23 protein-coding genes and 1 tRNA gene are annotated in these 23,187 nt (G+C 73.1%); 16 read left to right on the top strand and 8 right to left on the bottom strand.

The features are described from left to right. Nucleotides 1–7: 7 nt before the first annotated feature. The 4 genes from argG to fdhD form a co-directional block, all read right to left on the bottom strand. Nucleotides 8–1,435 (bottom strand): argininosuccinate synthase, encoded by a 1,428-nt coding sequence (gene argG, locus ACQZ2A_RS01665; protein WP_430206754.1) that lies wholly within the window; start codon nt 1,433–1,435, stop codon nt 8–10. Nucleotides 1,436–1,483: 48 nt separating this feature from the next. Continuing rightward, the gene (locus ACQZ2A_RS01660) at nt 1,484–1,786 is read right to left on the bottom strand and encodes a thiamine-binding protein (RefSeq protein ID WP_430206753.1); all 303 of its coding nucleotides are present in this window, start codon (nt 1,784–1,786) and stop codon (nt 1,484–1,486) included. 96 nt (nt 1,787–1,882) lie between these two features. Beyond that, nucleotides 1,883–4,663 carry a pyruvate dehydrogenase (acetyl-transferring), homodimeric type gene (gene aceE, locus ACQZ2A_RS01655; RefSeq protein WP_430206752.1) on the bottom strand — a complete coding sequence of 927 codons (2,781 nt, stop codon included), beginning with the start codon at nt 4,661–4,663 and terminating at the stop codon, nt 1,883–1,885. A gap of 122 nt (nt 4,664–4,785) precedes the next feature. After that, nucleotides 4,786–5,619, bottom strand: coding sequence for a formate dehydrogenase accessory sulfurtransferase FdhD (gene fdhD, locus ACQZ2A_RS01650; RefSeq protein ID WP_430206751.1), 834 nt, complete (start codon nt 5,617–5,619; stop codon nt 4,786–4,788). 71 nt (nt 5,620–5,690) lie between these two features. Between fdhD and ACQZ2A_RS01645 the strand changes: the two genes are divergently transcribed. From ACQZ2A_RS01645 to ACQZ2A_RS01610, 8 genes are all read left to right on the top strand, one after another. After that, the gene (locus ACQZ2A_RS01645) at nt 5,691–6,215 is read left to right on the top strand and encodes a PH domain-containing protein (RefSeq protein WP_430206750.1); all 525 of its coding nucleotides are present in this window, start codon (nt 5,691–5,693) and stop codon (nt 6,213–6,215) included. Beyond that, entirely contained in the window at nt 6,212–7,783 is a 1,572-nt protein-coding gene (locus ACQZ2A_RS01640) for a PH domain-containing protein (RefSeq protein WP_430206749.1), read from the top strand. Before ACQZ2A_RS01645 ends, ACQZ2A_RS01640 begins: the two co-directional genes overlap by 4 nt. Before the next feature lie 38 nt (nt 7,784–7,821). After that, on the top strand, nt 7,822–8,262 hold the full coding sequence (locus tag ACQZ2A_RS01635; protein WP_430206748.1) for a DUF3052 domain-containing protein: 441 nt from the start codon (nt 7,822–7,824) through the stop codon (nt 8,260–8,262). Nucleotides 8,263–8,355: 93 nt separating this feature from the next. Further along, a complete protein-coding gene (locus ACQZ2A_RS01630; protein WP_430206747.1) occupies nt 8,356–8,835 on the top strand; it encodes a peroxiredoxin in 480 nt (159 codons plus the stop codon). A gap of 91 nt (nt 8,836–8,926) precedes the next feature. Next, a tRNA-Val gene (locus ACQZ2A_RS01625) sits at nt 8,927–8,999 on the top strand. A 1-nt stretch (nt 9,000) separates the two neighbouring features. Continuing rightward, nucleotides 9,001–9,849 carry a Nif3-like dinuclear metal center hexameric protein gene (locus tag ACQZ2A_RS01620; RefSeq protein WP_430206746.1) on the top strand — a complete coding sequence of 283 codons (849 nt, stop codon included), beginning with the start codon at nt 9,001–9,003 and terminating at the stop codon, nt 9,847–9,849. Then, a complete protein-coding gene (locus tag ACQZ2A_RS01615) occupies nt 9,846–10,583 on the top strand; it encodes a zinc ribbon domain-containing protein (protein WP_430206745.1) in 738 nt (245 codons plus the stop codon). The genes ACQZ2A_RS01620 and ACQZ2A_RS01615 overlap by 4 nt, the downstream gene beginning before the upstream one ends. Beyond that, the gene (locus ACQZ2A_RS01610) at nt 10,580–11,509 is read left to right on the top strand and encodes a reverse transcriptase-like protein (RefSeq protein WP_430206744.1); all 930 of its coding nucleotides are present in this window, start codon (nt 10,580–10,582) and stop codon (nt 11,507–11,509) included. Before ACQZ2A_RS01615 ends, ACQZ2A_RS01610 begins: the two co-directional genes overlap by 4 nt. A 15-nt stretch (nt 11,510–11,524) precedes the next feature. Here the strand turns inward: ACQZ2A_RS01610 and ACQZ2A_RS01605 are convergent, their stop codons facing one another. Next, nucleotides 11,525–12,181: a hypothetical protein gene (locus tag ACQZ2A_RS01605; protein WP_430206743.1), complete on the bottom strand. Its 657-nt coding sequence runs from the start codon at nt 12,179–12,181 to the stop codon at nt 11,525–11,527. 40 nt (nt 12,182–12,221) lie between these two features. Beyond that, the gene (locus tag ACQZ2A_RS01600) at nt 12,222–12,800 is read right to left on the bottom strand and encodes a maleylpyruvate isomerase N-terminal domain-containing protein (RefSeq protein WP_430206742.1); all 579 of its coding nucleotides are present in this window, start codon (nt 12,798–12,800) and stop codon (nt 12,222–12,224) included. Nucleotides 12,801–12,846: 46 nt separating this feature from the next. On the opposite strand from ACQZ2A_RS01600, the gene ACQZ2A_RS01595 reads away from it, so the two are divergent. Continuing rightward, nucleotides 12,847–13,320, top strand: coding sequence for an N-acetyltransferase family protein (locus ACQZ2A_RS01595; RefSeq protein WP_430206741.1), 474 nt, complete (start codon nt 12,847–12,849; stop codon nt 13,318–13,320). A 7-nt stretch (nt 13,321–13,327) separates the two neighbouring features. Here ACQZ2A_RS01595 and ACQZ2A_RS01590 read toward each other — a convergent pair whose 3' ends face one another. After that, nucleotides 13,328–13,519 carry a hypothetical protein gene (locus ACQZ2A_RS01590; protein ID WP_430206740.1) on the bottom strand — a complete coding sequence of 64 codons (192 nt, stop codon included), beginning with the start codon at nt 13,517–13,519 and terminating at the stop codon, nt 13,328–13,330. 163 nt (nt 13,520–13,682) lie between these two features. Between ACQZ2A_RS01590 and ACQZ2A_RS01585 the strand changes: the two genes are divergently transcribed. Beyond that, complete coding sequence (locus ACQZ2A_RS01585) at nt 13,683–14,057, top strand: hypothetical protein (protein WP_430206739.1); 375 nt, start codon at nt 13,683–13,685, stop codon at nt 14,055–14,057. 3 nt (nt 14,058–14,060) lie between these two features. Here the strand turns inward: ACQZ2A_RS01585 and ACQZ2A_RS01580 are convergent, their stop codons facing one another. Further along, complete coding sequence (locus tag ACQZ2A_RS01580; RefSeq protein ID WP_430206738.1) at nt 14,061–14,819, bottom strand: metallophosphoesterase family protein; 759 nt, start codon at nt 14,817–14,819, stop codon at nt 14,061–14,063. A 134-nt stretch (nt 14,820–14,953) separates the two neighbouring features. Here ACQZ2A_RS01580 and pyrR point away from each other — a divergent pair, with 134 nt between their 5' ends. Genes pyrR through ACQZ2A_RS01550 form a run of 6 tightly spaced genes read left to right on the top strand, consistent with a single transcriptional unit; the run spans nt 14,954 to nt 23,185 of the window. After that, nucleotides 14,954–15,580, top strand: a complete 627-nt coding sequence (gene pyrR / locus ACQZ2A_RS01575) for a bifunctional pyr operon transcriptional regulator/uracil phosphoribosyltransferase PyrR (RefSeq protein ID WP_430206737.1) — start codon at nt 14,954–14,956, stop codon at nt 15,578–15,580. Continuing rightward, nucleotides 15,577–16,521 (top strand): aspartate carbamoyltransferase catalytic subunit, encoded by a 945-nt coding sequence (locus ACQZ2A_RS01570; protein WP_430206736.1) that lies wholly within the window; start codon nt 15,577–15,579, stop codon nt 16,519–16,521. The genes pyrR and ACQZ2A_RS01570 overlap by 4 nt, the downstream gene beginning before the upstream one ends. Beyond that, nucleotides 16,518–17,822, top strand: coding sequence for a dihydroorotase (locus ACQZ2A_RS01565; RefSeq protein WP_430206735.1), 1,305 nt, complete (start codon nt 16,518–16,520; stop codon nt 17,820–17,822). Before ACQZ2A_RS01570 ends, ACQZ2A_RS01565 begins: the two co-directional genes overlap by 4 nt. Continuing rightward, nucleotides 17,816–18,982: a glutamine-hydrolyzing carbamoyl-phosphate synthase small subunit gene (carA, locus tag ACQZ2A_RS01560; RefSeq protein WP_430206734.1), complete on the top strand. Its 1,167-nt coding sequence runs from the start codon at nt 17,816–17,818 to the stop codon at nt 18,980–18,982. The genes ACQZ2A_RS01565 and carA overlap by 7 nt, the downstream gene beginning before the upstream one ends. Nucleotide 18,983: 1 nt before the next feature. Further along, on the top strand, nt 18,984–22,313 hold the full coding sequence (gene carB, locus ACQZ2A_RS01555) for a carbamoyl-phosphate synthase large subunit (RefSeq protein WP_430206733.1): 3,330 nt from the start codon (nt 18,984–18,986) through the stop codon (nt 22,311–22,313). Continuing rightward, nucleotides 22,310–23,185, top strand: a complete 876-nt coding sequence (locus ACQZ2A_RS01550; protein ID WP_430206732.1) for a dihydroorotate dehydrogenase electron transfer subunit — start codon at nt 22,310–22,312, stop codon at nt 23,183–23,185. The genes carB and ACQZ2A_RS01550 overlap by 4 nt, the downstream gene beginning before the upstream one ends. Nucleotides 23,186–23,187: the final 2 nt, after the last annotated feature.

Genomic DNA, 23,187 nt, shown 5'->3' with positions numbered 1-23,187 from the left:
GAGCGGCTCAGTCGGTGCCGAACTCCATCGCCGCCGCGTCCAGCGCCTGCTCGTCGGTGCCGTCGGCGCCCGGGTTGTCGGTGATCCGGTCGTAGCCACCGGCCGGGAGCTCGCCGAAGAGGGTGCCGTTCTCGACGAGCAGCTGGCCCTGGTCGTTCGGCTGCTCGGCGTAGAGCTCGAGCTTGGCGCGGCTGTCGGCGATGTCGAGGTTGCGCATCGTCAGCTGCCCGATCCGGTCCTGCGGGCCGAAGGCGGCGTTCTCGACGCGCTCCATCGAGAGCTTGTCCGGGTGGTAGCTGAAGTTCTCGCCGCGGGTGTCGACGAGGGAGTAGTCCTCGCCGCGCCGCAGCCGCAGGGTCACCTGGCCGGTGACGACCGAGGCGATCCAGCGCTGGACGGCCTCGCGGAGCATCAGGCTCTGCGGGTCGAGCCAGCGGCCCTCGTAGAGCAGCCGCCCGAGGCGCCGACCCTCGTTGTGGTAGTTCGCGATCGTGTCCTCGTTGTGCACCGCGTTGAGCAGCCGCTCGTAGGCGATGTGCAGCAGCGCCATGCCGGGCGCCTCGTAGATGCCGCGCGACTTCGCCTCGATGATCCGGTTCTCGATCTGGTCCGACATGCCGATGCCGTGCCGCCCGCCGATGGTGTTCGCCTCGTGCACGAGCGCGACGGGGTCGAGGGTGCGGCCGTTGATCGCGACCGGGCGGCCCTCGACGAACGCGATGGTCACGTCCTCCTGCTCGATCGCCACGGACTGGTCCCAGAAGCGGACGCCCATGATCGGCTCGACGACCTCCATCGACTCGTCGAGGTGCTCGAGCGTCTTCGCCTCGTGCGTGGCGCCCCAGATGTTGGCGTCGGTCGAGTACGCCTTCTCCTGGCTCTGCCGGTAGGGGAGGTCGCGCTCGGTGAGCCAGGCGCTCATCTCGTGCCGGCCGCCGAGCTCGGTGACGAAGTCGGCGTCCAGCCACGGCTTGTAGACCCGCAGGTTCGGGTTGGCGAGCAGGCCGTAGCGGTAGAACCGCTCGATGTCGTTGCCCTTGAAGGTCGAGCCGTCGCCCCAGATCTCGACCTCGTCGGCCTGCATCGCGCGCACGAGGAGGGTGCCGGTGACGGCCCGCCCCAGCGGCGTGGTGTTGAAGTAGGTGCGCCCGCCGGTGCGGATGTGGAAGGCGCCGCAGGCCAGCGCGGACAGGCCCTCCTCCACCAGCGCGGAGCGGCAGTCGACGAGCCGCGCCACCTCCGCGCCGTACTGGCCGGCGCGGTCCGGGACGGTGTCGATCTCGGGCTCGTCGTACTGGCCGAGGTCGGCGGTGTACGTGCAGGGCACGGCGCCCTTCTCGCGCATCCACGCGACCGCGACCGAGGTGTCGAGCCCTCCGGAGAAGGCGATGCCGACGCGCTCGCCGACGGGCAGGGAAGTCAGGACCTTGGACACGATGCAAGCATATACAGAGCTCTGCATACATCCAAAGTCGAGCCGGCCCTACTCCTCGCCGAGGGCCTCGTCGATGCGCCGGACCTTCGACTCCAGCATCCCGGTGTGTCCGGGGCGGATGTCGGCCTTCACGACGAGCGAGACGCGGGGGTGGCGGGCGGTCATGGCGTCGACGCACTGCTTCAGCACGCCGAACACCTCGTCCCACTCGCCCTCGAGGTTGGTGAACATCGCGTTCGTCTCGTGCGGCAGCCCGGAGGCCCGCACGATGTCGACCGCCTCCGCGACGGCGGCCGCGTAGGAGCCGGTGTCGTCCGGGCTGCTCGGGGCGATGCTGAAGGCGGCGATCATCGGGTTGCTCCTGGGGTGCTCACCCGTCGAGAGTAGAGAACACGCCGCGTGCGACGGTGCGCAGGCGGCGTGTTCTCTACTCTCGACGGGCCGAGGTCAGCTGTCGCCGCCCTCGTTTCCGGACGAGCCGGCGGTCACGTCGTGCAGCCGGTACCGGCGGGCGGCCTCGAGCGGCACCGACCGCTCGACCTCACCGCGCTCGGCGAGCGACTGCAGGGCGCGCACCGCCATCGACGGGCCGTCGATGTGGAAGTACCGGCGGGCGGCGGGACGGGTGTCGGAGAACCCGAACCCGTCGGCGCCGAGCGAGGCGAAGTCGCCGGGCACCCACTGGGCGATCTGGTCCTGGACGGCCCGCATGTAGTCGGACACGGCCACGACCGGGCCCTGGCGGCCCTGCAGCTTCTGCGTGACCCACGGCACCGGCGCCTCGTCCTCCGGGTGGAGGAACGCGGCCTCGTCGCACCGGAGCCCGTCGCGGCGCAGCTCGTTCCACGAGGTGACCGACCAGACGTCGGCGGCGACGTGCCAGTCGTTGCGCAGGAGCTCCTGGGCCTCGAGCGCCCACGGCATCCCGACGCCCGACGCGAGCAGCTGCACGCGCGGCGCACCCTCGGGCAGGCCCTCGGTGGTGCCCTCGGCGTAGAGGTACATGCCCTTGAGCACGCCCTCGCGGTCGAGGTCCTCGGGCTCGGCCGGCTGGCGCATCGGCTCGTTGTAGACCGTCAGGTAGTAGATGACGTTGCGCTCGTCGTCGGTGAGCGACTCGTCGGTGCCGTACATCCGGTGCAGACCGTCCTGCACGATGTGCGCGATCTCGTAGGCGAACGCCGGGTCGTAGTGCACGACAGCGGGGTTCGTCGAGGCGAGCAGGGGGCTGTGACCGTCGGCGTGCTGGAGGCCCTCGCCGGTCAGCGTGGTGCGTCCGGCGGTGGCCCCGATGAGGAAGCCGCGCGTCATCTGGTCGGCCGCGGCCCACACCGAGTCACCGGTGCGCTGGAAGCCGAACATCGAGTAGAAGACGTAGATCGGGATCATCGGCTCGCCGTGCGTGGCGTAGCTCGACCCGACGGCCGTGAAGGCCGCCATCGACCCGCCCTCGTTGATGCCGAGGTGGAGGATCTGGCCGTCGGTGGCCTCGCGGTAGGCGAGCATCAACTCGGCGTCGACCGGCGTGTAGCGCTGGCCGTGCGGGTTGTAGATCTTGATCGTCGAGAAGAAGCTGTCCATCCCGAAGGTCCGGGCCTCGTCGGGGATGATCGGCACGATGCGGCTGCCGAACTCCTTGTCCCGCATGAGGTCCTTGAGCAGCCGGACGAAGGCCATCGTCGTGGCGACCTCCTGCTTGCCCGAGCCCTTCTTCACCTGCGCGTAGGCCGAGCCGTCGGGCAGGTGGATGGGGATGTGCTTCGAACGGCGCTCCGGCAGACCGCCACCCAGCTTCTGGCGCCGCTCGAGCGCGTACTGGATGACCTCGTCGTCGGCGCCCGGGTGGAAGTACGGCGCGCGGTAGGGGTCCTCGAGCTGGGCGTCGGTGACCGGGATGTTCAGCGAGTCGCGGAAGGACTTGAGGTCGTCGAGCGACAGCTTCTTCATCTGGTGCGTCGCGTTGCGCCCCGCGAAGCCCTTGCCCAAGCCGTAGCCCTTGATCGTCTTCGCGAGGATGACGGTCGGCTGGCCGGTGTGCCCCATGGCGGCCTTGTACGCCGCGTAGACCTTGCGGTAGTCGTGGCCACCGCGCTTGAGCTTCCACCAGATGTCGTCGTCGGACCAGTCCTCGACCATCTTGCGGGTGCGGGGGTCTCGCGCGAAGAAGTTGTCGCGGACGTGCTTCCCGTCGTTGGCGCGGAAGGTCTGGTAGTCGCCGTCCGACGTCGAGTTCATGAGGTGGACGAGGGCGCCGTCGCCGTCGGCGGCGAGCAGCGGGTCCCAGCCACGGCCCCACACGACCTTGATGACGTTCCAGCCGGCGCCCCGGAAGAAGGCCTCGAGCTCCTGGATGATCTTGCCGTTGCCGCGCACCGGGCCGTCGAGGCGCTGGAGGTTGCAGTTGACGACGAAGGTGAGGTTGTCGAGCTCCTCCTGGGCGGCGAGCTGGAGCAGCCCGCGCGACTCGGGCTCGTCCATCTCGCCGTCACCGAGGAAGGCCCACGTGTGCTGCTGGCTCGTGTCCTTGATCCCCCGGTTGTGCAGGTACTTGTCGAACTGCGCCTGGTGGATGGCGTTCATCGGGCCGAGGCCCATCGACACCGTGGGGAACTCCCAGAAGTCCGGCATGAGGCGCGGGTGGGGGTAGCTCGGCAGCGCGAGCGGCTCGCCGTCGACGACGTGGCTGTGCTCCTGGCGGAAGCCGTCGAGGCGGTCCTCGCTGACCCGGCCCTCGAGGAAGGCGCGGGCGTACATGCCGGGGGAGGCGTGGCCCTGGAAGAAGATGTGGTCGCCACCGCCGGGGTGGTCCTTGCCGCGGAAGAAGTGGTTCATGCCCACCTCGTACAGCGTCGCGGCCGAGGCGTACGTGGAGATGTGGCCGCCGACGCCGATGCCCGGGCGCTGCGCGCGCTGGACGACCATCGCGGCGTTCCAGCGCAGCAGGGCGCGGAAGCGGCGCTCGGTGTCCTCGTCGCCGGGGAACCACGGCTCCTGCTCGGGGCCGATGGTGTTGACGTAGTCGGTGGTCGTCAGCGACGGGACGCCGACCTGCATCGAGCGGGCCCGCTCCAGGAGGCGCAGCATCAGGTAGCGCGCGCGCATCCGGCCGGGGCCGTCGATGACCGCGTCGAGGCTGTCGAGCCACTCGTCGGTCTCGCTGGGGTCGATGTCCGGGAGGTGCGTCGGGATGCCGTTGAGGATGGGTCCGACGTCTTCGTGGAGGGCCACGCGCACGTCCTTTCAGCGGTCGCGATCCGCGCCCCGGGTCGGGGGCCGGTCCGCCCATCCTTCACCCTCGCGCGGCCGCCGTCACAATCCGGGTCCGTTACCGGCCGGTACGTCGAAGGAGGTCAAAGGCCGACGATGCGGTCGGGCCGGGCGTAGACGGAGAAGCGGCCCTCGCGGGTGAAGGCGACGAGCGTGATGCCGGCGTCGGCGGCGAGCTCGACGGCCAGCGACGTCGGGGCGCCCACGGCGACGACCGCCGGGATGCCGGCCACCGCCGCCTTCTGGACGATCTCGAAGCTGGCGCGAGCGCTGACGACGAGCACCGCTGCGGCGAGGGGCAGCTCGCGCTCGCGGGCCAGTGCACCGACGACCTTGTCGACGGCGTTGTGCCGGCCGACGTCCTCGCGGACCACGAGCAGCTCGCCGTCCGGCGTGGCGACGCCCGCGGCGTGGACACCGCCCGTGCGCTCGAACACGGGCTGCCTCTCGCGGAGCGCATCCGGCAGGCCGGCGAGGACCGCGGGCTCGAGCGCGACGGGGTCGGCGGCGACGTCGAAGCGGCTCGCCGTGCGGACGGCGTCGAGGGAGGCCGAGCCGCAGACACCGCACGCGCTGGTCATCGTCTCGGTGCGCTCGCGGGCCGGGCGCAGCAGCGCGACACCGGGGGAGAGGGTGGCCTCGACGACGTTGAAGGTGGGCGAGCCGTCGGGGCCGACGTCGGTGCAGTGCATCATCGCCGCGACGTCGTGGGCGGAGCCGATCATCCCCTCGGTGAGGAGGTGGCCGAGGGCGAGGTCGAAGTCGTCGCCGGGCGTGCGCATCGTGGTCGTCACCGGGCTCTCGCCGACCCGGACCTCGACGGGCTCCTCGACGGCGACGGTGTCCGGGCGGCCGACCACCACCTCGCGCGCGACGTCGACCCGCGTGCGGGGCACCCGTGTGGTCACCCGGCCCATGACGGCATCCAAACACACCGCGCCCACGGGCTCGCGCGAGCGGGTCGGGGGGCTGGGGCAGACTGGGCGCCATGACCGACCCGGCCCCGCCGAGCCCGCCCGCAGACCCCGCTCCCGAGGTCACCCTCCGCGGTGGCTCGCTCGGGTGGCGGCCGGTCGCGCCGCAGCTCGCGACGGTGCGGCTGCTCGTCCTCGCGGCGGTCCTCGTCCTGCCGCTGCTGGCCACCGTGCTCGTGGCCCTGCTCGTCACCGGATGGGTCTGGCTCGGCACGGCGGCGCTCCTGGTCGTAAGCCTGTGGTCGGCGTGGGTCATCCGCCGCCAGGTCTCGGCGATCTCGTGGGTCGAGCTCGACGAGGAGATCGTCATCCGCAAGGGCCGGCTCTTCCGCAGCCTCGTCAGCGTCCCGTACGGCCGCCTCCAGTACGTCGACATCCAGTCCGGGCCGCTGGCCCGAGGCTTCGGCATCGCCTCGTGCGAGATCCACACCGCGTCCCCCGAGAGCGGGGGGTCGCTGCCCGGGCTGCCGACCGCCGAGGCCGAGGCGCTGCGCGCCCGGCTCGCCGCGCGGGGCGAGGCGCAGCGGGCCGGCCTGTGACCGAGCAGGGGGCGGTGGCCGCGGGGGAGCCGGCCGACCAGGGCTGGCAGCGGCTGCACCCCCTCTCGCCGCTGCTGCGCGGTGGGGTCGTGCTGCTCGCCGTGCTCGGCTACGCCATCAGCCAGCTCGTCGACACCCTGTTCCAGTCCTTCGAGCCCGGCCGGTTCATCCCGGGCGACGTCGCCGACGACACCGGCGGGCGGGCGATCACCGCCCACCCGGTCCTCGCGCTCGTGGCGCTCGTCGTGGTCCTCGCGGCCGTCGGCGGCGTCAGCTGGGTCAGCTGGCGGTTCTCGCGCTTCCGGGTCGCGGGCGGCCAGGTCGAGCTGCGCACGGGCGTCCTGTTCCGCCAGCACCGGCAGGTGCCGCTCGAGCGGGTCCAGGCGGTCGAGACGACGCGCCCCATCCTCGCCCGGCTGCTCGGGCTCAGCCAGGTCGTGGTGCAGTCGGCGGGCGGCTCGGACTCCCACCTCACCCTCGCCTTCCTCGGTGCGGACCGGGCCGAGGAGCTGCGCACGCACCTGCTCGACCTCGCCGGTCGCGCGGACGACCGTGGTGCGCCCCAGCACGCCCCCGGTGCCGGGGTGGAGGTCCCCGGTGCCGCGGTGGACGCACCCGCGGCCGGCGCCGCGCGCCGTCCAGACGACGCCGACCCGCTCGTCACGGTCCCGAACGGCCGGCTGTTCGTCGCGACCGTCCTGCACGGCTCGACCATCGTCCTCGGCATCCTCGTCGTCGGCGCCGCGCTCACGGTCGGCATCGCCGAGGCGGGTCTCGAGGCGCTCGCTGCGGCGCCGGCGATGATCCCCGTCGTCTTCGGCCTGGCGGCCAGCCGGGTCAAGGAGATGCTCGTCCACGGCAACTTCTCGATCGCCCGCTCGCGCACGGCCCTGCGGGTGCGGCACGGCCTGACCGACCTGCGGGTCGCCACCGTGCCGCTGCACCGGGTGCAGGCGGTCGAGGTCCTCCAGCCGCTCTGGTGGCGGCCGTGGGGCTGGTGGCGCGTGCGGGTCAACGTCGCCGGGGTCAAGGCCGGTGCCGACGGTGACGACACCGAGACCGTGCTCCTGCCGGTCGGCACGTCCGCCGAGGCGCTGGCCGTGCTCTCGGCCCTCGGTGCCCATCCCGAGGACCCCGTGCTCCTCGAGGCGCTGCACGGCGACGGCGGCGAGCCGGGATGGACCGGGCCGCCGGCCGGCGCGCGGTGGCTCGACCCGTGGTCGTGGCGGCGCACCGGCTACGCCGTGGCCTCGCGCGCCCTCTACGTGCGCAAGGGACGCTGGACCCGGCGGGCGGTGGTCGTGCCGCACGCGCGGGTGCAGTCGCTCGCCCTGCGCCAAGGCCCGCTGCAGGCCCGGCTCGGGCTCGTGAGCGCGACGGTCGTCTCGACGCCGGGGCCCGTCGACGCCTCCGTGCCGCACCTGGACGCCGCCCGCGCCGAGGACTTCCTCGAGGTCGTCGGCGACCGGGCGCGCGAGGCGCGTCGGCTGGTCGGAGCGGGTGGCCCGGCCGACGCGGCCCCCGACCTGGAACCTCTTGCACCGGACCCGACCGGGTTGGTGGACTAGGCACCCGTAGCGATCCCCGTCATGAGAGGTTTGTCCGCGTGAACACGCCCGCACCGCCCCCGGTCGACCCCGGGTCGACCGTGAACGCCGCCGTGGAACGGCTCGGCTTCGCCCCCGAGCAGGTGGTCCAGGAGTTCGGCTGGGACGACGACGTCGACGACCCCTTCCGCTTCGCCGTCGAGGACGCGTGCGGCGCCGAGCTCGAGGACGACGAGTACACGGGGGCGGCCGATGCCGTGCTCCTGTGGTTCCGTCCCGAGGACGGCGACCTCGGCGACGCGCTCGTCGACATGGTCGGGGCCCTCGACGACGGCGGCTTCGTCGTCCTGCTGACGCCGCGCGGTGACGCCGGCGAGGTGGACCCGAGCGACATCGACGAGGCCGCGGTGGTCACCGGGTTGCACCTGGCGGGGACGTTCAACGCCGCCGAGGGTTGGCGGGCGCACAAGCTCGTCGCCCCGCGCGGCGGGCGGCGCTGACCGCCCGGTCCGCCGGCGGTGGGGTGAGGCACACCACGGGGGGTATGCGGGGTCGGGGGAGCCGGGGTGTCCCGTGACTGGCAGGATGGACCCATGACCGACGCACCCCGCCCGCTCGAGGTGGGCGACCTCGCCCCGGACTTCACGCTCCGGGACCAGAACGGTGCCGACGTCAGCCTCTCGGCCCTCACGGCCGAGCGGAACGTGGTCGTCGTCTTCTTCCCCTGGGCCTTCTCGGGCATCTGCACGGGTGAGCTCGACGAGATCCGCGACCACCTCGAGCGCTTCGTCACCGACGACCTGCAGGTGGTCTGCATCGCGTGCGACGCCGTCTTCAGCCTGCGGGCGTGGGCGGACATCCAGGGCTACTTCTTCCCCCTGCTCTCCGACGCGTGGCCACACGGCGCGGTGGCGCGCTCCTTCGGCGTGCTCAACGAGGGCACCGGGGCCGCCCAGCGGGGCACCTTCCTCGTCGGCCGCGACGGGCGCATCGCTTGGACCCTCGTCAACGGACCGGGGGAGCGCCGCGACTTCGCGGACATCCCGTCCGCCGTCGCCGAGCTGGCCCGCTGACGCGCGCCGACGCCGGGTGGCCGCCGCGGGCCACGCGACCTGCCATGATGTCGGCGGTCGGTCGCCGCGCCCTCGGGTCGGCGCCGGCCAGGGGCCTGTAGCTCAGCTGGTAGAGCGCCGCGTTTACACCGCGTCGGTCGTCGGTTCGATCCCGGCCGGGCCCACATGGACGACACCCCGCTGACCCTGCGCGAGGTGCTCGACGTCCTCGCGCGTCTCTACCCGCCCGAGACCGCCCAGTCCTGGGACCGGGTCGGGCTCGTCACCGGCGACCCCGCCCAGCCGGTGCGTCGCATCCACCTGGCCGTCGACCCGACGCTGGCGGTCGTCGAGGAGGCGCGCGCCCTCGGTGCCGACCTCCTGCTCACCCACCACCCGCTGCTGCTGCGCGGGGTGCACTCGGTGGCGACGACGACCGGCAAGGGCGCGACGGTCACGGGGCTGGTCGTCGGCGACATCGCCCTGTACGTCGCGCACACGAACGCCGACGTCGCCGACGAGGGCGTCTGCGAGGCGCTGGCCGAGGCGAGCGGGCTCGGGCACACCGACCCGCTCGCGTGGTCCGAGGGGCAGGCGATGGGACGCGTCGGCGACCTGCCCGAGCCGGTGTCCCTGCGTCGCTTCGTCGAGGACCTCGCGGTGCACCTGCCGGCGACTGCGGTCGGCGTCCGGGTGTCCGGACCGCCGGATGCCCCGGTGCGCCGCGTGGCAGTGCTCGGCGGGGCGGGGGACGACCTCTTCGACGCGGTCCGCGCGGCCGGTGCCGACGTCTACGTGACGGCCGACCTGCGCCACCACCCGGCGCTCGAGGCGCGCGAGGAGTCGCGCGGCGGCCCGCCCTACCTCGTGGACGCAGGGCACTGGGCGAGCGAGCAGGTCTGGCTCGGGCGGGCCGACCGGGCACTGCGCGCGGCCCTCGGGGAGGACGCCACTAGGGTGGAGACCCACATCAGCACAGTGCGCACCGACCCCTGGACGTTCGTCGTCGGTGCCGACGCAGGAGGTACCCCGTGAGAGCCGAGTCCGCCCGACAGCAGCGGCTGCTCGACCTCCAGGCCATCGACACGCGGCTGGGCCAGATCGCGCACGCGCGGCGCACCCTGCCGCAGCTCGCGGAGCTCGCCGACCTCGAGGGCAAGGCCCGCCTCCTCGACGACCAGCTGGTCCGCTCGCGCACCGAGCTGGGGGACATCCAGCGCGAGGTCGCCAAGTCCGAGGCCGACGTCCAGCTGGTCCGCGACCGCGCCGCCCGCGACCGCGCCCGCCTCGACGCCGGGACCGGGACCGCGAAGGACCTCCAGGCCCTTCAGCACGAGCTCGAGTCCCTCGCCCGCCGCCAGGGCGAGCTCGAGGAGGTCGAGCTCGAGGTCATGGAGCGCGCCGAGGACGCCGAGCACGACGTGGCCGAGCTCGAGCGCGGGCGCGCCGAGCTGGGCGAGCGGATCGGCCGGCTCGAGGCCGACCGCGACGCCGCCCTCGCGACGCTCGCCGCCGAGGAGGAGACCGTGGCGGCGCCCCGGGCCGGCGTCGTCGACGAGGTCGGTGAGGACCTGGTCGCCCTCTACGAGAAGATCCGCGCCTCCTCCGGCACCGGGGCCGCCGCGCTGCGCCAGCGCCGCTGCGAGGGGTGCCGTCTCGAGCTCAACCCCGTCGAGATCCAGCGCCTGCGCTCCGCCGCGGAGGACGAGGTGCTCCGCTGCGAGGAGTGCAACCGCATCCTCGTGCGCACCCCCGAGTCCGGGCTGTGAGCCGGCGGCTCACCGTCGAGGCCGACGGCGGGTCGCGCGGCAACCCCGGCGTCGCCGGGTACGGGGCGCTGGTGCGCGACACCGAGACCGGCGCGCTGCTCGCCGAGCGCGCCGAGCCGCTGGGCAAGGCCTCGAACAACGTGGCCGAGTACCGCGGGCTCATCGCCGGCCTGGAGGCGGCGCACGCCATCGACCCGTCCGCCGACGTGCTCGTGCGGATGGACTCCAAGCTCGTCGTCGAGCAGATGTCGGGCCGCTGGAAGATCAAGCACGAGGACATGCGTCGGCTGGCGCTCGAGGCGCGCGAGCTGGCGAACGCGCTGCGGGACGGCGGCGGGTCGGTGCGCTACCAGTGGATCCCGCGGGCCGAGAACAAGGACGCCGACGCGCTCTCGAACGACGGGATGGACGGCCTGACCGTCCGTCGCGACCACGACGGCGGGGCGGTCGAGGAGCCGGCGGGTGACGTGGTGACGGATGACGCGGCGGCGTGCGCGCCGGTGCCGCGTCGGCCGGGAACCCCGGTGCGCGTCGTCCTCGTGGCCGGCGCGTCGGGGTCGGCGGCGACGTCGGCGGCAGCCGCCGTCCAGCGGCTGCTCGGCGGCGCGCCGCGCTGCCTGCTCACCGACCCCTCCGACGACGCGGTCGAGACGGCCGCCGAGGTCGGTGACGTGCTCGGTGTCGGGTCGGTCGTCGACGCGGCGTGGGCCGGGAGCGACGTCGCCGAGGCGTGGGGGAAGGTCGTGGCGCGCGGCGGCACGACCGTCGTCGTGTGCGCCCCCGACACGGTCCGAGCCGTGCTGGGTCACGTCCTCGGGATGCCCTCGGACCGGCTCGGGCGCATCGCCGTCGCCGCAGGGTCGCTGGCGGGCATCGAGGTCTGGTCCGACGACGACGTCTCGGTCGCCTTCACCAACCGCACCTGACGAGCGGGCCGGGCGTCAGCCGACCAGGGCGGCGCCGGTGTACGGGACGCCGGGTGGGTCACCGCACAGGACGATGTCCCACGGGTCGCAGCCGAGGTGCGACTGGCTCGCCGGGGTCTCGGTGATGACGACCTGCCAGCGGGACCCGGCGGGGAGTGGCCCCGGACGAGCGCCTCGGACGACCCACGTGCCCTGCGCCCACGTGCCGTTCAGCGTCCCGGGAAGGCAGTCGTCGCCGGGCTCCGGGTTCTCGAGAGCCTCCTGCGTCCCGGTGAGGACGACGGTGTTGCCGATGTCCCCTTCGCGTCGGGGCGTGGTCGTGGAGGTGCATCCGTCCGCTGCCGCGGCGTCGTCGGGAAGGATCGCGTAGGTCCGGACCCGGCACCACTGGACGTGGTCGTAGGGCAGCAGTCCGGCGTCGACGCTGTCGATGTCGCACCCGACCTCCTGCCACGTGCCGGAGGCCGGCGGGAGGTCGCGCAGCGCGCGTCGGTTCTCGGACCCGGTCGCCGACAGCGCGGCGGGGAGCGCGGCAGCGAGCTCCGAGGCGGCGGCCTCGCGAGCGAGCTGCAGGTCGTGGGTGGCGATGACACCGTCGTGGACGTGCACCACGGTCGGGACGACTACCACGAGGGAGGCGAGGACGCCGAGCAGCCACTTCATGCCGCTCACGGTCGCCGATCCGACGGGCGCCGGGCATCCGCAGCGGTACTCAGGTGCCGGTCGGGAGACGTCCGGCGAGGTCCGGGACGTGCTCGGCCGTGCGGTGCGCGAGGTCGAGCGCGGCCTCGGGCAGGTCGTCACCGGCCTCCACGTCGTGCTGGTGGATGACCGTCTCCACGGCCCAGGTCGTGAGCAGGTCACCGCTCGTCAGCACGTGACCCTGGAAGGCGTGGTGGCCCTCGGGGAGGTTGGCCACGACACGGTCGAGCTGTGCGCCGACGGCGTCGAGGGCGGTCACGGCCGCGGACGGCCGGGAGTGCGCGAGCGCGTGGCGTCGCTGGGCCATGACGACGAGGACGGGGTCGGCACCGGACTCCTGCTCGGCGTAGGCCGTCCAGTACGAGGCGGCATCGACCGTGGGCGGGCCGTCGGTGCGGTCGGCCAGCCCCGCGAACAGCTCGCTCCATCCCGCGAGCACGTGGTCGACCACGTCGAACCGGGTCCAGCCGAGGCAGCGGGAGGGCTCGAGGAGCGCGACCTCCGGGAGCGAGCGGGTGGTCCGGAGGAAGGCGTCCACGGCGCCACGGAGGGCGGTGACGGCCGGGTCGTGCGCGACGGTGAGGGCCATCCACCCAGCCTGTCAGGGCGCGTGCGGCCGGGTTACCGTCTGGCGCATGGCAGTTCTGCGCCCCCTCCGGCTCGAGGACCTCGATGCGCTCCTGCCGCTCCAGGAGGAGGGCGCGGTCGAGGCACTGGGCCACATCTTCCCGCAGGAGACCCACCCGTTCCCGCACGATGCGGTGCGCTCCCGCTGGGTGCACGAGCTCGCCGACCCGGCCATCCGCTCGTACGCGGCCGAGGAGGACGGGGTGCTCGTCGGGTTCGCCGCCACGCGCGGGGACGAGCTGTTCCACCTCGGGACCGCGCGCTCGACGTGGGGGAGCGGCCTCGCGGGCGTGGTGCACGACGAGCTGGTCGCCACCCTGCGGGCGCAGGGCCACGCGCGCGCCTGGCTGCGGGTCTTCGAGGAGAACCGGCGCGCCATCGCGTTCTACGAGCGACGGGGATGGCGGCGCACGGACGAGGTGTCGTGGTCGCTCTTCGCGCCGCACCCGGTGCTGCGCCGCTTCGAGCTCGACCTCGCGTGAGCCGCGCTCAGCGGGCTCCGGCGCTGGCGAAGACGACCTCGGGCCACGGCGAGGCGGCGAGCCAGGCGCGGTAGGTCTCGGCGTCGGCGTCGGCCGGTGGGAAGAGCGGCTGGCGGGTCGGTGCGACGACGGGCGCTCCGGCGGCCTCCGCGAGGGGACAGGTCTCGGCACCGGGGGTGGTGCGGGCGGTGGTCGTCATCGGGGCCTCCTTCGGCGGTGTCGGGACCGGGCAACCAGTGCATCACAGTGTGTTACCTGACCCATAGGTCATGGTTATGTGTCTCACGACCTGGATGACACCCGCCATCGACCGGTCGCCGGGGTGCTGGCGCGGCCGTCGCCCGGCATGGTCCACTGTGCGGATGAGCACGCTCGGCCCCCGCCTCGCACAGGCGATCGCCGCCAAGGACGCCGCCACGGTCCACGAGCTCGTGGCCGCGGACGTCGACTTCCGCGGGCTCACTCCCGGCCGGGCCTGGGAGGGCACCGGTCCCGACGCGCTCGTCGAGGTGCTCTTCGGGTCGTGGTTCGAGGACTCCGACGAGGTGCGCGCCCTCCTCGACGTCACCACGGGCGCGCCCGTCGAGGACACCCAGCGGGTCTCGTACCGGCTCGCGCTGCACAACGCCGACGGTGACTTCACCGCCGAGCAGCAGGCGTACTACCGCACGGACGGTGAGCGCATCACGCACCTACGGGTCCTGTGCTCGGGCTTCCGCCCGGCCGGCACCGCCTGAACCTCAGCGCCCGTCCCGCGGCCCGAACACGGTGAGCGCCACCGCGTCCGAGTGCTCGCCCCGCACGTACTCGTCCACCCAGCCCCGCGCGTCCGGGTAGGTCGACTCCGCCACGATGCGGTCGCACACGGCGTCGACGTCGATCTCGGTGTGCCGCAGCGACACCTGCCCGTCACGCAGCAGCGCCCACGCGCCCCCGACCCGCCCGTACGGCATCCCGATGCTCCCCGGGTTCACCACGAGCCGGCGGTCCACGAGCCGCACGAACGGCATGTGCGTGTGCCCGCAGCAGACGGTCCCCACCGACGACGGCACGTCGGCGAACGCCTCCGCCCACCGCTCGAGCCGGGTGTCGACCAGCACCACCTCGTCGTCGTCGCGAGGGCTGCCGTGGCAGAACAGGACGTCACCGAACCCGGCCACCGACCGCACGACCGGATGGGGGAGCGCGGCCAGCAGCTCGACCTGGTCCGGCCGGAGCACCTCGGCGCAGAACACCGACTCGGCGTGCGGCGTGGAGCCACCCCGGGTGACCTCGACGACCTCGCGGTCGGCGTTGCCGCGCACCAGCAGCACGCGGTCGCCGAGGGCGGTCAGGGCGTCGAGCGTCTCGACCGGCATCGGCCCGGAGACGAGGTCGCCGGTGACGACGACGAGGTCGGCGGCCCGCACGTCGGGCTCGGCGAGCACCGCCTCGAGCACGGGCAGGACGCCGTGCGTGTCGGACAGCAGGGCGATCGACCCGACCTCGGCAGCGCTCATCCACCGACCCTACGGCGACACGGTCCCGGGTCGTGGGCACGTGTCCGACCCACTCGTGCCGACCCCGTAGAGTGATCCGCGATCGACGTCCTTTAACGACCTGTCCCGTGAGGCAGGGAAGGAGGTCTGCGCCTGTGCGCGCCGACGACACGCTGCCCCCGGCCGGTGACGCCGCCGCTCCCGGTGCCCCGCGCACCGTGATGAGCGAGCCCGACGTCTCCCGGGCCCTGCGCCGCATCGCCCACGAGATCGTGGAGCGGAACAAGGGCGCCCACGACCTCGTCCTCCTCGGCATCCCGACGCGCGGCGTCGAGCTGGCCCGCCGCCTCGCGGCCCTCCTCCACGACGTCGAGGGCGCCGAGGTGCCGGTCGGCGAGCTGGACATCACGATGTTCCGCGACGACCTGCGCCACCAGCCGACCCGCGCCCCGCTGCGCACCCGCATCCCGGCCACGGGCGTCGACGACCGCGTGGTCGTGCTCGTCGACGACGTCCTCTACTCGGGGCGCACCATCCGGGCCGCGCTCGACGCCCTCGCCGACCTCGGCCGCCCGCGCGCCGTGCGCCTCGCGGTGCTCGTCGACCGGGGCCACCGCGAGCTGCCCATCCGCGCCGACCACGTCGGCAAGAACCTGCCGACCGCCCACACCGAGCGCGTGATGGTGCGCCTGGCCGGGGTCGACGAGGCCGGCGACTCCGTGTCCATCGCCGCCGGCGAGACCCGCGCCGGCCGGCCCTCGACCCCGGGAGGCACCCGATGAGGCACCTGCTCTCCAGCGCCGACCTGACCCGCGACGACGTCCGGATGCTGCTCGCCACCGCCGCCGAGATGCACGAGGTGCAGCGGCGCGACGTCAAGAAGCTCCCGACCCTGCGCGGCCGCACGGTCATCAACCTCTTCTTCGAGGACTCCACCCGCACGCGGTCCAGCTTCGAGATCGCGGGCAAGTGGATGAGCGCCGACACCATCAACATCACCGGCAAGGGCTCGTCGACGAGCAAGGGGGAGTCGTTGCGGGACACCGTGATGACCATCGACGCGATGAGCGTCGACTGTGTGGTCATCCGGCACATGGCCAGCGGCAGCGCCCACCAGGTCTCCCAGTGGGTCGACGCCAGTGTGGTCAACGCCGGCGACGGCACGCACGAGCACCCGACCCAGGCCCTCCTCGACGCCTACACGATGGAGCAGCGGCTCGGCTCCCTCGAGGGCCGCCGGGTGGCCATCGTCGGCGACCTCACCCACAGCCGGGTGTTCCGCTCCAACGCCATCACGCTGCGCACCCTCGGCGCCGACGTCACGCTCGTCGCCCCGCCGACCCTCATGCCGAGCGGTATCGGCTCGTGGGCCGCCGCCGACGGCCTGCACCTCACCGACGACCTCGACGAGGTCCTCGCCTCCGGTCCCGACGCCGTGATGATGCTGCGCGTCCAGAAGGAGCGGATGAGCGGCGGCTTCTTCCCGACCCCGAGGGAGTACACCGTGGGCTTCGGCCTGACCCGCGACCGGCTGCGTGCCCTGACCGCCGCCAACCCCGAGGCCGTCATCTGCCACCCCGGCCCGATGAACCGCGGCCTGGAGATCAGCGCCGACGCCGCCGACGCCGCGCAGAGCCTCGTGCTCGACCAGGTGAGCGCGGGGGTGGCGGTGCGGATGGCCGTCCTCTACCACCTCCTCGCCGGCGAGGAGGCCGCGGCATGAGCGACCTGCTGATCACGGGGGCCCGTCTCCTCGGCGAGGCAGCGGCCGACGTGCTGGTGCGCGACGGCGTTGTCGCCGCCGTCGGTGCGGACGCCGCATCCGAAGCGCCGTCCGGTGTCGAGCGGCTCGACGCCGACGGCCTCGTCCTGCTGCCCGGCTTCGTCGACCTGCACACCCACCTGCGCGAGCCGGGCCGGGAGGACGCCGAGACCATCTCCACCGGGTCCCGCGCCGCGGCGGCCGGCGGCTTCACGGCCGTCCTCGCCATGGCCAACACCAACCCGGTCACCGACACCGCCGAGGCCGCCGAGCGCGTCCTCGACCTCGGCCGGTCCGCCGGGCTCGTCGACGTCGTCCCGGTCGGCGCGGTCACCAAGGGCCTCGAGGGCCACGAGCTCGCCGAGCTCGGCCTGATGCACCGCTCCCGCGCGCGGGTCTCGGTGTTCTCCGACGACGGCCGCTGCGTCGCGGACGCCCGCGTGATGCGCCGGGCGCTCGAGTACGTGCGCGCCTTCGGCGGTGTCGTCAGCCAGCACAGCCAGGACCCCTCTCTCGCAGGCTCGCAGGCCTGCTGCCACGAGGGTGAGCTCTCCGGGCGGCTCGGGCTACCGGGCTGGCCGCCGGTCGCGGAGGCCGCCGTCATCGCCCGCGACGCGATGCTCGCCCGGCACACCGGAAGCCGCGTGCACGTCGCCCACGTCTCGACCGCCGAGGGCCTCGACGTCGTGCGCTGGGCCAAGGCGCAGGGCATCGCGATGACCGCCGAGGTCACCCCGCACCACCTCGCCCTCGGCACCGAGCTGCTCGCCGGGTACGACCCCGTCTACAAGGTCAACCCGCCGCTGCGGCCCACCGAGGACCAGCAGGCGCTGCGCGACGGCCTCCTCGACGGCACCATCGACGCCGTCGCCACCGACCACGCCCCGCACGCCCGGCACGACAAGGAGCACGCCTTCGTCGACGCCGCGTTCGGGATGCTCGGACTCGAGACCGCCTTCGGCGTCGTCCACGACCTCCTCGTGACGAATGGCGCGATGACCCTCGCCGGCCTAGCGAAGGTCATGTCCGAGAACCCCGCCCGCATCGCGGGGCTCGCCGAGCACGGCCGCCCGATCGCCGCGGGCGAGCCCGCCAACCTCGTCCTCGTCGACCCCACGGCGTCGGTCACCGTCGACCGCGACGCCAGCCACTCCCTGTCCCGCAACACCCCGTGGCACGGCCGGTCGCTGACCGGCGCGGTCCACACGACGATCCTGCGCGGCGCCGTCACCGCGCGGGAAGGAGAGCCTGCACCGTGCTGACCACCCGCGAGCCCGCCGTCCTCGTCCTCGAGGACGGCCGCACCTTCACCGGCTCCGCCTACGGCCGCCGCGGCGAGACCGTCGGCGAGGCGGTCTTCTCCACCGGCATGACCGGATACCAGGAGACCCTCACCGACCCGAGCTACCACCGGCAGGTCGTCGTGATGACCGCGCCGCACGTCGGCAACACCGGCTGGAACGACGAGGACGACGAGTCGGGCCGCATCTGGGTGGCGGGGTACGTCGTGCGCGACCCCGCGCTGCGCCCGTCGAGCTGGCGCTCGAACCGCTCGCTCGAGGACGAGCTCGACACTCAGGGCGTCGTCGGCATCTGCGACGTCGACACCCGCGCCCTGACCCGCCACCTGCGCGAGCGCGGGGCGATGCGGGTCGGCATCTTCTCCGGCGACCTCTCCGCGCTGCCGCGCCCCGAGCTGCTGCACCGCGTCACCGACGCCCCCGAGATGGCCGGGTCGGCGCTGGCCGCCGAGGTCGCCACCAAGGAGGCCTACGTCGTGCCGCCGGTGGGGGAGAAGCGGTTCACCGTGGCGGCGGTCGACCTCGGCATCAAGAGCAACACCCCGCGGATGATGGCCGAGCGCGGCATCGAGGTGCACGTGCTGCCGGCCACCGCGACCCTCGAGGAGGTGCGCGCGGTCGCCCCCGACGGCGTGTTCTTCTCCAACGGCCCCGGCGACCCGGCGACCGCGGAGGTCCAGGCCGAGCTGCTGCGCGGCGTCCTGCGCGATGGCCTCCCGTACTTCGGCATCTGCTTCGGCAACCAGATCCTCGGCAAGGCGCTCGGGTTCGGCACCTACAAGCTGAAGTACGGCCACCGCGGCATCAACCAGCCGGTGATGGACCGCACCACCGGCAAGGTCGAGGTCACCGCGCACAACCACGGCTTCGCCGTCGACGCCCCGCTGGAGGGTTCCACCGCAACCGAGTTCGGGGAGGCCAGCGTCAGCCACGTCTGCCTGAACGACGACGTCGTCGAGGGCCTCGAGGTGCGAGACGGCGACCGGCTCACCGCCTTCTCGGTCCAGTACCACCCGGAGGCCGCGGCCGGCCCGCACGACGCCGCCTACCTCTTCGACCGCTTCATCGACCTGATGTCCGGTGCGCGAACGCCCGGCCCGACGACGGAAGGGGTGAGCTGACATGCCGAAGCGCGACGACATCACGAGCGTGCTGGTCATCGGGTCCGGCCCGATCGTCATCGGCCAGGCCTGCGAGTTCGACTACTCCGGCACCCAGGCCTGTCGGGTGCTCCGTGAGGAGGGCATCCGGGTCGTCCTCGTGAACTCCAACCCGGCGACGATCATGACCGACCCGGAGTTCGCCGACGCCACCTACGTCGAGCCGATCACCCCCGAGATCGTCGAGAAGATCATCGCCAAGGAGCGCCCGGACGCCGTCCTCGCGACCCTCGGCGGGCAGACCGCGCTCAACTGCGCCATCGAGCTGCACGACCGCGGGATCCTGGAGAAGTACGACTGCCCGCTCATCGGCGCCAACGTCGAGGCCATCCAGCTCGGCGAGGACCGCGAGAAGTTCAAGGGCGTCGTCGACGCCGTCCGCGACCTCGACGGGCTCCCGGCCGAGTCGGCGCGCTCGAGCATCTGCCACTCGATGGACGAGGTGCTCGCGGCCGCCGAGGAGCTCGGTTACCCGGTCGTCGTCCGGCCCTCGTTCACGATGGGCGGTCTCGGCTCGGGCTTCGCGTACACCGAGGAGGAGCTCCGCCGCATCGCCGGGGCCGGCCTCCAGTACTCGCCGGTCACCGAGGTGCTCCTCGAGGAGTCGATCCTCGGCTGGAAGGAGTACGAGCTCGAGGTCATGCGCGACAACGCGGACAACGTCGTCGTCGTCTGCTCCATCGAGAACCTCGACCCGATGGGCGTGCACACCGGCGACTCGATCACCGTCGCCCCAGCCCTGACCCTCACCGACCGCGAGTACCAGACGCTGCGGGACATCGGGATCCAGATCATCCGGCGGGTCGGTGTCGACACCGGCGGCTGCAACATCCAGTTCGCCGTCAACCCGGTCGACGGGCGGGTCGTCGTCATCGAGATGAACCCGCGCGTCTCCCGCTCCTCGGCGCTGGCGTCCAAGGCCACCGGCTTCCCGATCGCCAAGATCGCCGCGCGGATGGCCATCGGCTACACGCTCGACGAGGTGCCGAACGACATCACCCAGGAGACGCCGGCGAGCTTCGAACCCACGCTCGACTACGTCGTCGTCAAGGTGCCGCGCTTCGCCTTCGAGAAGTTCCCCGCGGCCGACGACACGCTGACCACGACGATGAAGTCGGTCGGCGAGGCGATGGCCATCGGCCGGTCCTTCACCGAGGCGCTGCAGAAGGCGCTGCGCAGCCTCGAGAAGGCCGGCAGCAGCTTCCACTGGACGGGGGAGCGGCCCACCACCGAGGAGGCGCGCGCGCTGCTCGACACCGCGCGCCGCCCCACCGACGGGCGCATCGTCCTCGTGCAGCAGGCGCTGCGCGGCGGGCTCTCGGTCGAGGAGGTCCACGAGGCCACCGGCATCGACCCGTGGTTCCTCGACCAGATGGAGCTGATCAACGAGGTCGCCGAGCACGTCTCCGCCGCAGCCGAGCTCACACCCGACCTGCTGCGCCTCGCGAAGCGGCACGGCTTCAGCGACGCCCAGCTCTCGTCGCTGCGCTCGATGCCGGAGGCCGTCGTCCGCGGCGTGCGGCACGCCCTCGGGGTGCGCCCGGTCTACAAGACCGTCGACACCTGCGCCGCCGAGTTCGCCGCCCGCACGCCGTACCACTACAGCGCCTACGACGAGGAGTCCGAGGTGACGCCGCGCGAGCGGCCGGCCGTCCTCATCCTCGGCTCGGGTCCGAACCGGATCGGCCAAGGTGTCGAGTTCGACTACTCCTGCGTCCACGCCTCCTTCGCGCTGCGCGACGCCGGCTACGACACCGTGATGGTCAACTGCAACCCGGAGACCGTCTCCACCGACTACGACACGAGCAGCCGGCTCTACTTCGAGCCGCTGACCCTCGAGGACGTCCTCGAGGTCGTGCACGCCGAGCAGCAGGCCGGGCCGGTGGCGGGGGTCGTCGTCCAGCTCGGTGGGCAGACGCCACTCGGGCTGGCGAAGGCGCTCAAGGAGAACGGGGTGCCGATCGTCGGCACCTCGCCCGAGGCCATCGACCTCGCCGAGGACCGCGGTGCCTTCGGGCGCGTGCTGCACGAGGCCGACCTGCCCGCCCCGAAGCACGGAACCGCCTACAGCGCACCGGAAGCCGTCGAGATCGCACGCGAGATCGGGTACCCCGTCCTCGTCCGGCCGTCCTACGTCCTCGGCGGGCGGGGCATGGAGATCGTCTACGACGACGAGACCCTGTCCGGGTACGTCGAGCGGGCCACGGTCGCCAGCCCGGAGCACCCGGTGCTCGTCGACCGCTTCCTCGACGACGCCATCGAGATCGACGTCGACGTCCTCTACGACGGCGAGGAGATGTACCTCGGCGGGATCATGGAGCACATCGAGGAGGCCGGCATCCACTCCGGCGACTCGTCGTGCGCCCTGCCGCCGGTCACCCTCGGCGCCACCGAGCTCGAGCGGGTCCGCGAGTCCACGCTCAAGCTGGCGCAGGGCATCGGGGTGCGCGGGCTGATGAACGTCCAGTTCGCGCTGGCCCAGGACATCCTCTACGTGCTCGAGGCGAACCCCCGGGCGTCGCGCACGGTGCCCTTCGTCGCCAAGGCCACGGGCGTCGCGCTGGCCAACGCCGCGGCGCGGATCATGCTGGGCGCCACCATCGCCCAGCTCCGCGACGAGGGCGTCCTGCCCCGCCACGCCGACGGTGGGCGGATGCCCGCGACCGCGCCGGTGTCGGTCAAGGAGGCCGTGCTGCCCTTCAAGCGGTTCCGCACCGCCGAGGGCCTCGTCGTCGACAGCCTGCTCGGCCCGGAGATGCGCTCGACCGGTGAGGTCATGGGCATCGACACCGACTTCGGCCGGGCGTTCGCCAAGAGCCAGCTCGGCGCGATCAGCGGGCTGCCCACCAGCGGAACGGTGTTCGTCTCCGTCGCCAACCGTGACAAGCGCGCCATCATCTTCCCGGTCAAGCGCCTGGTCGATCTCGGCTTCCGCATCCTGTCCACGTCCGGCACCGCAGAGGTGCTGCACCGCAACGGGATCGAGGCCGATGTCGTGCTCAAGCACGCCGAGCGGGGCGAGGGCGGCCAGTCGGTCGTCGACCTCATCAACGCCGGTGAGATCGACATGGTCGTCAACAGCCCGAGCGGGCCGAGCGCCACCACGCGCGCCGACGGCTACGCCATCCGGGCGGCGACGGCGGCGATGGACAAGCCGATCATCACCACGGTCCAGCAGCTGGCCGCCGCCGTGCTCGCCATCGAGGCGGTCCAGCACGACGACCTCACGGTCACCTCGCTGCAGGACCACGCCGCCGCCCTCGACCTGCACGGGATCGGGGCGGACGCGTGAGCTCGGGGGTCGTGCAGGTCGCCGGCGAGGTCATCGCCAACCGGCGGGTCGGGGCGTACCACCACCTCACCCTCGTCGCGCCGGGCGTCGCCGAGCTCGCCCACCCCGGGCAGTTCGTCGCGCTGGCCGTCGGCGGGCCGACCTCGGCGAACCTCCTGCGGCGCTGCTTCTCGCTCCACAAGGTTAAGCCGTCGGGCACCTACGGCGGCACCGTCGACGTCGTCGTGGCCGCCCACGGTCCCGGCACGCAGTGGCTCACCGGGCTCTCGGCCCACGACGCGGTCGACGTCGTCGGCCCGCTCGGCCGCCCGTTCCCGCTGCCGGCCGAGCCGGTCGCGTGCGTGCTCGTCGGCGGCGGCTACGGCTCCGCGCCACTGTTCTGGCTCGCCGAGGAGCTGCGCGCGCGCGGCTGCCACGTCGAGATCGTGCTGGGCGCCGCCTCCGAGGACCGGCTCTTCGGGGTCGTCGAGGCCCGCCGCAGCGCCGACGGCGTCACCGTCACCACCGACGACGGCTCCGCCGGTCGCCGGGGCTGGGTCTCCGACGTGCTCGGCGACGTCATCGACCGCACGTCGGCCGGCGTCGTCTACGCCTGCGGCCCGATGGGGATGCTGCGCTCGGTCACCGACGTCGCGCAGGCCCACGGTGCGGTCGCGCAGGTCGCCGTCGAGGAGTCGATGGCCTGCGGCGTCGGCGTCTGCATGACCTGCGTGATGCCCGTGACGGGGAACGACGGCGTGACCCGGATGGTCCGCTCCTGCGTCGAGGGGCCGGTCTTCCGCGGTGACCGCGTGCGCTGGGACGCCATCGAGGGCGGCATCACCCGCGTGCCCGACGACGCGCTCGGGGCGCCGAGGCCGGGGGGTCACTGATG

It is taken from the genome of Phycicoccus avicenniae, assembly GCF_050496545.1.
Taxonomy (GTDB): Bacteria; Actinomycetota; Actinomycetes; order Actinomycetales; family Dermatophilaceae; genus Phycicoccus; species Phycicoccus avicenniae_A.
Note: the sequence above shows the minus strand (reverse complement) of the source record. Positions and strands in the feature narration are given on the sequence as shown.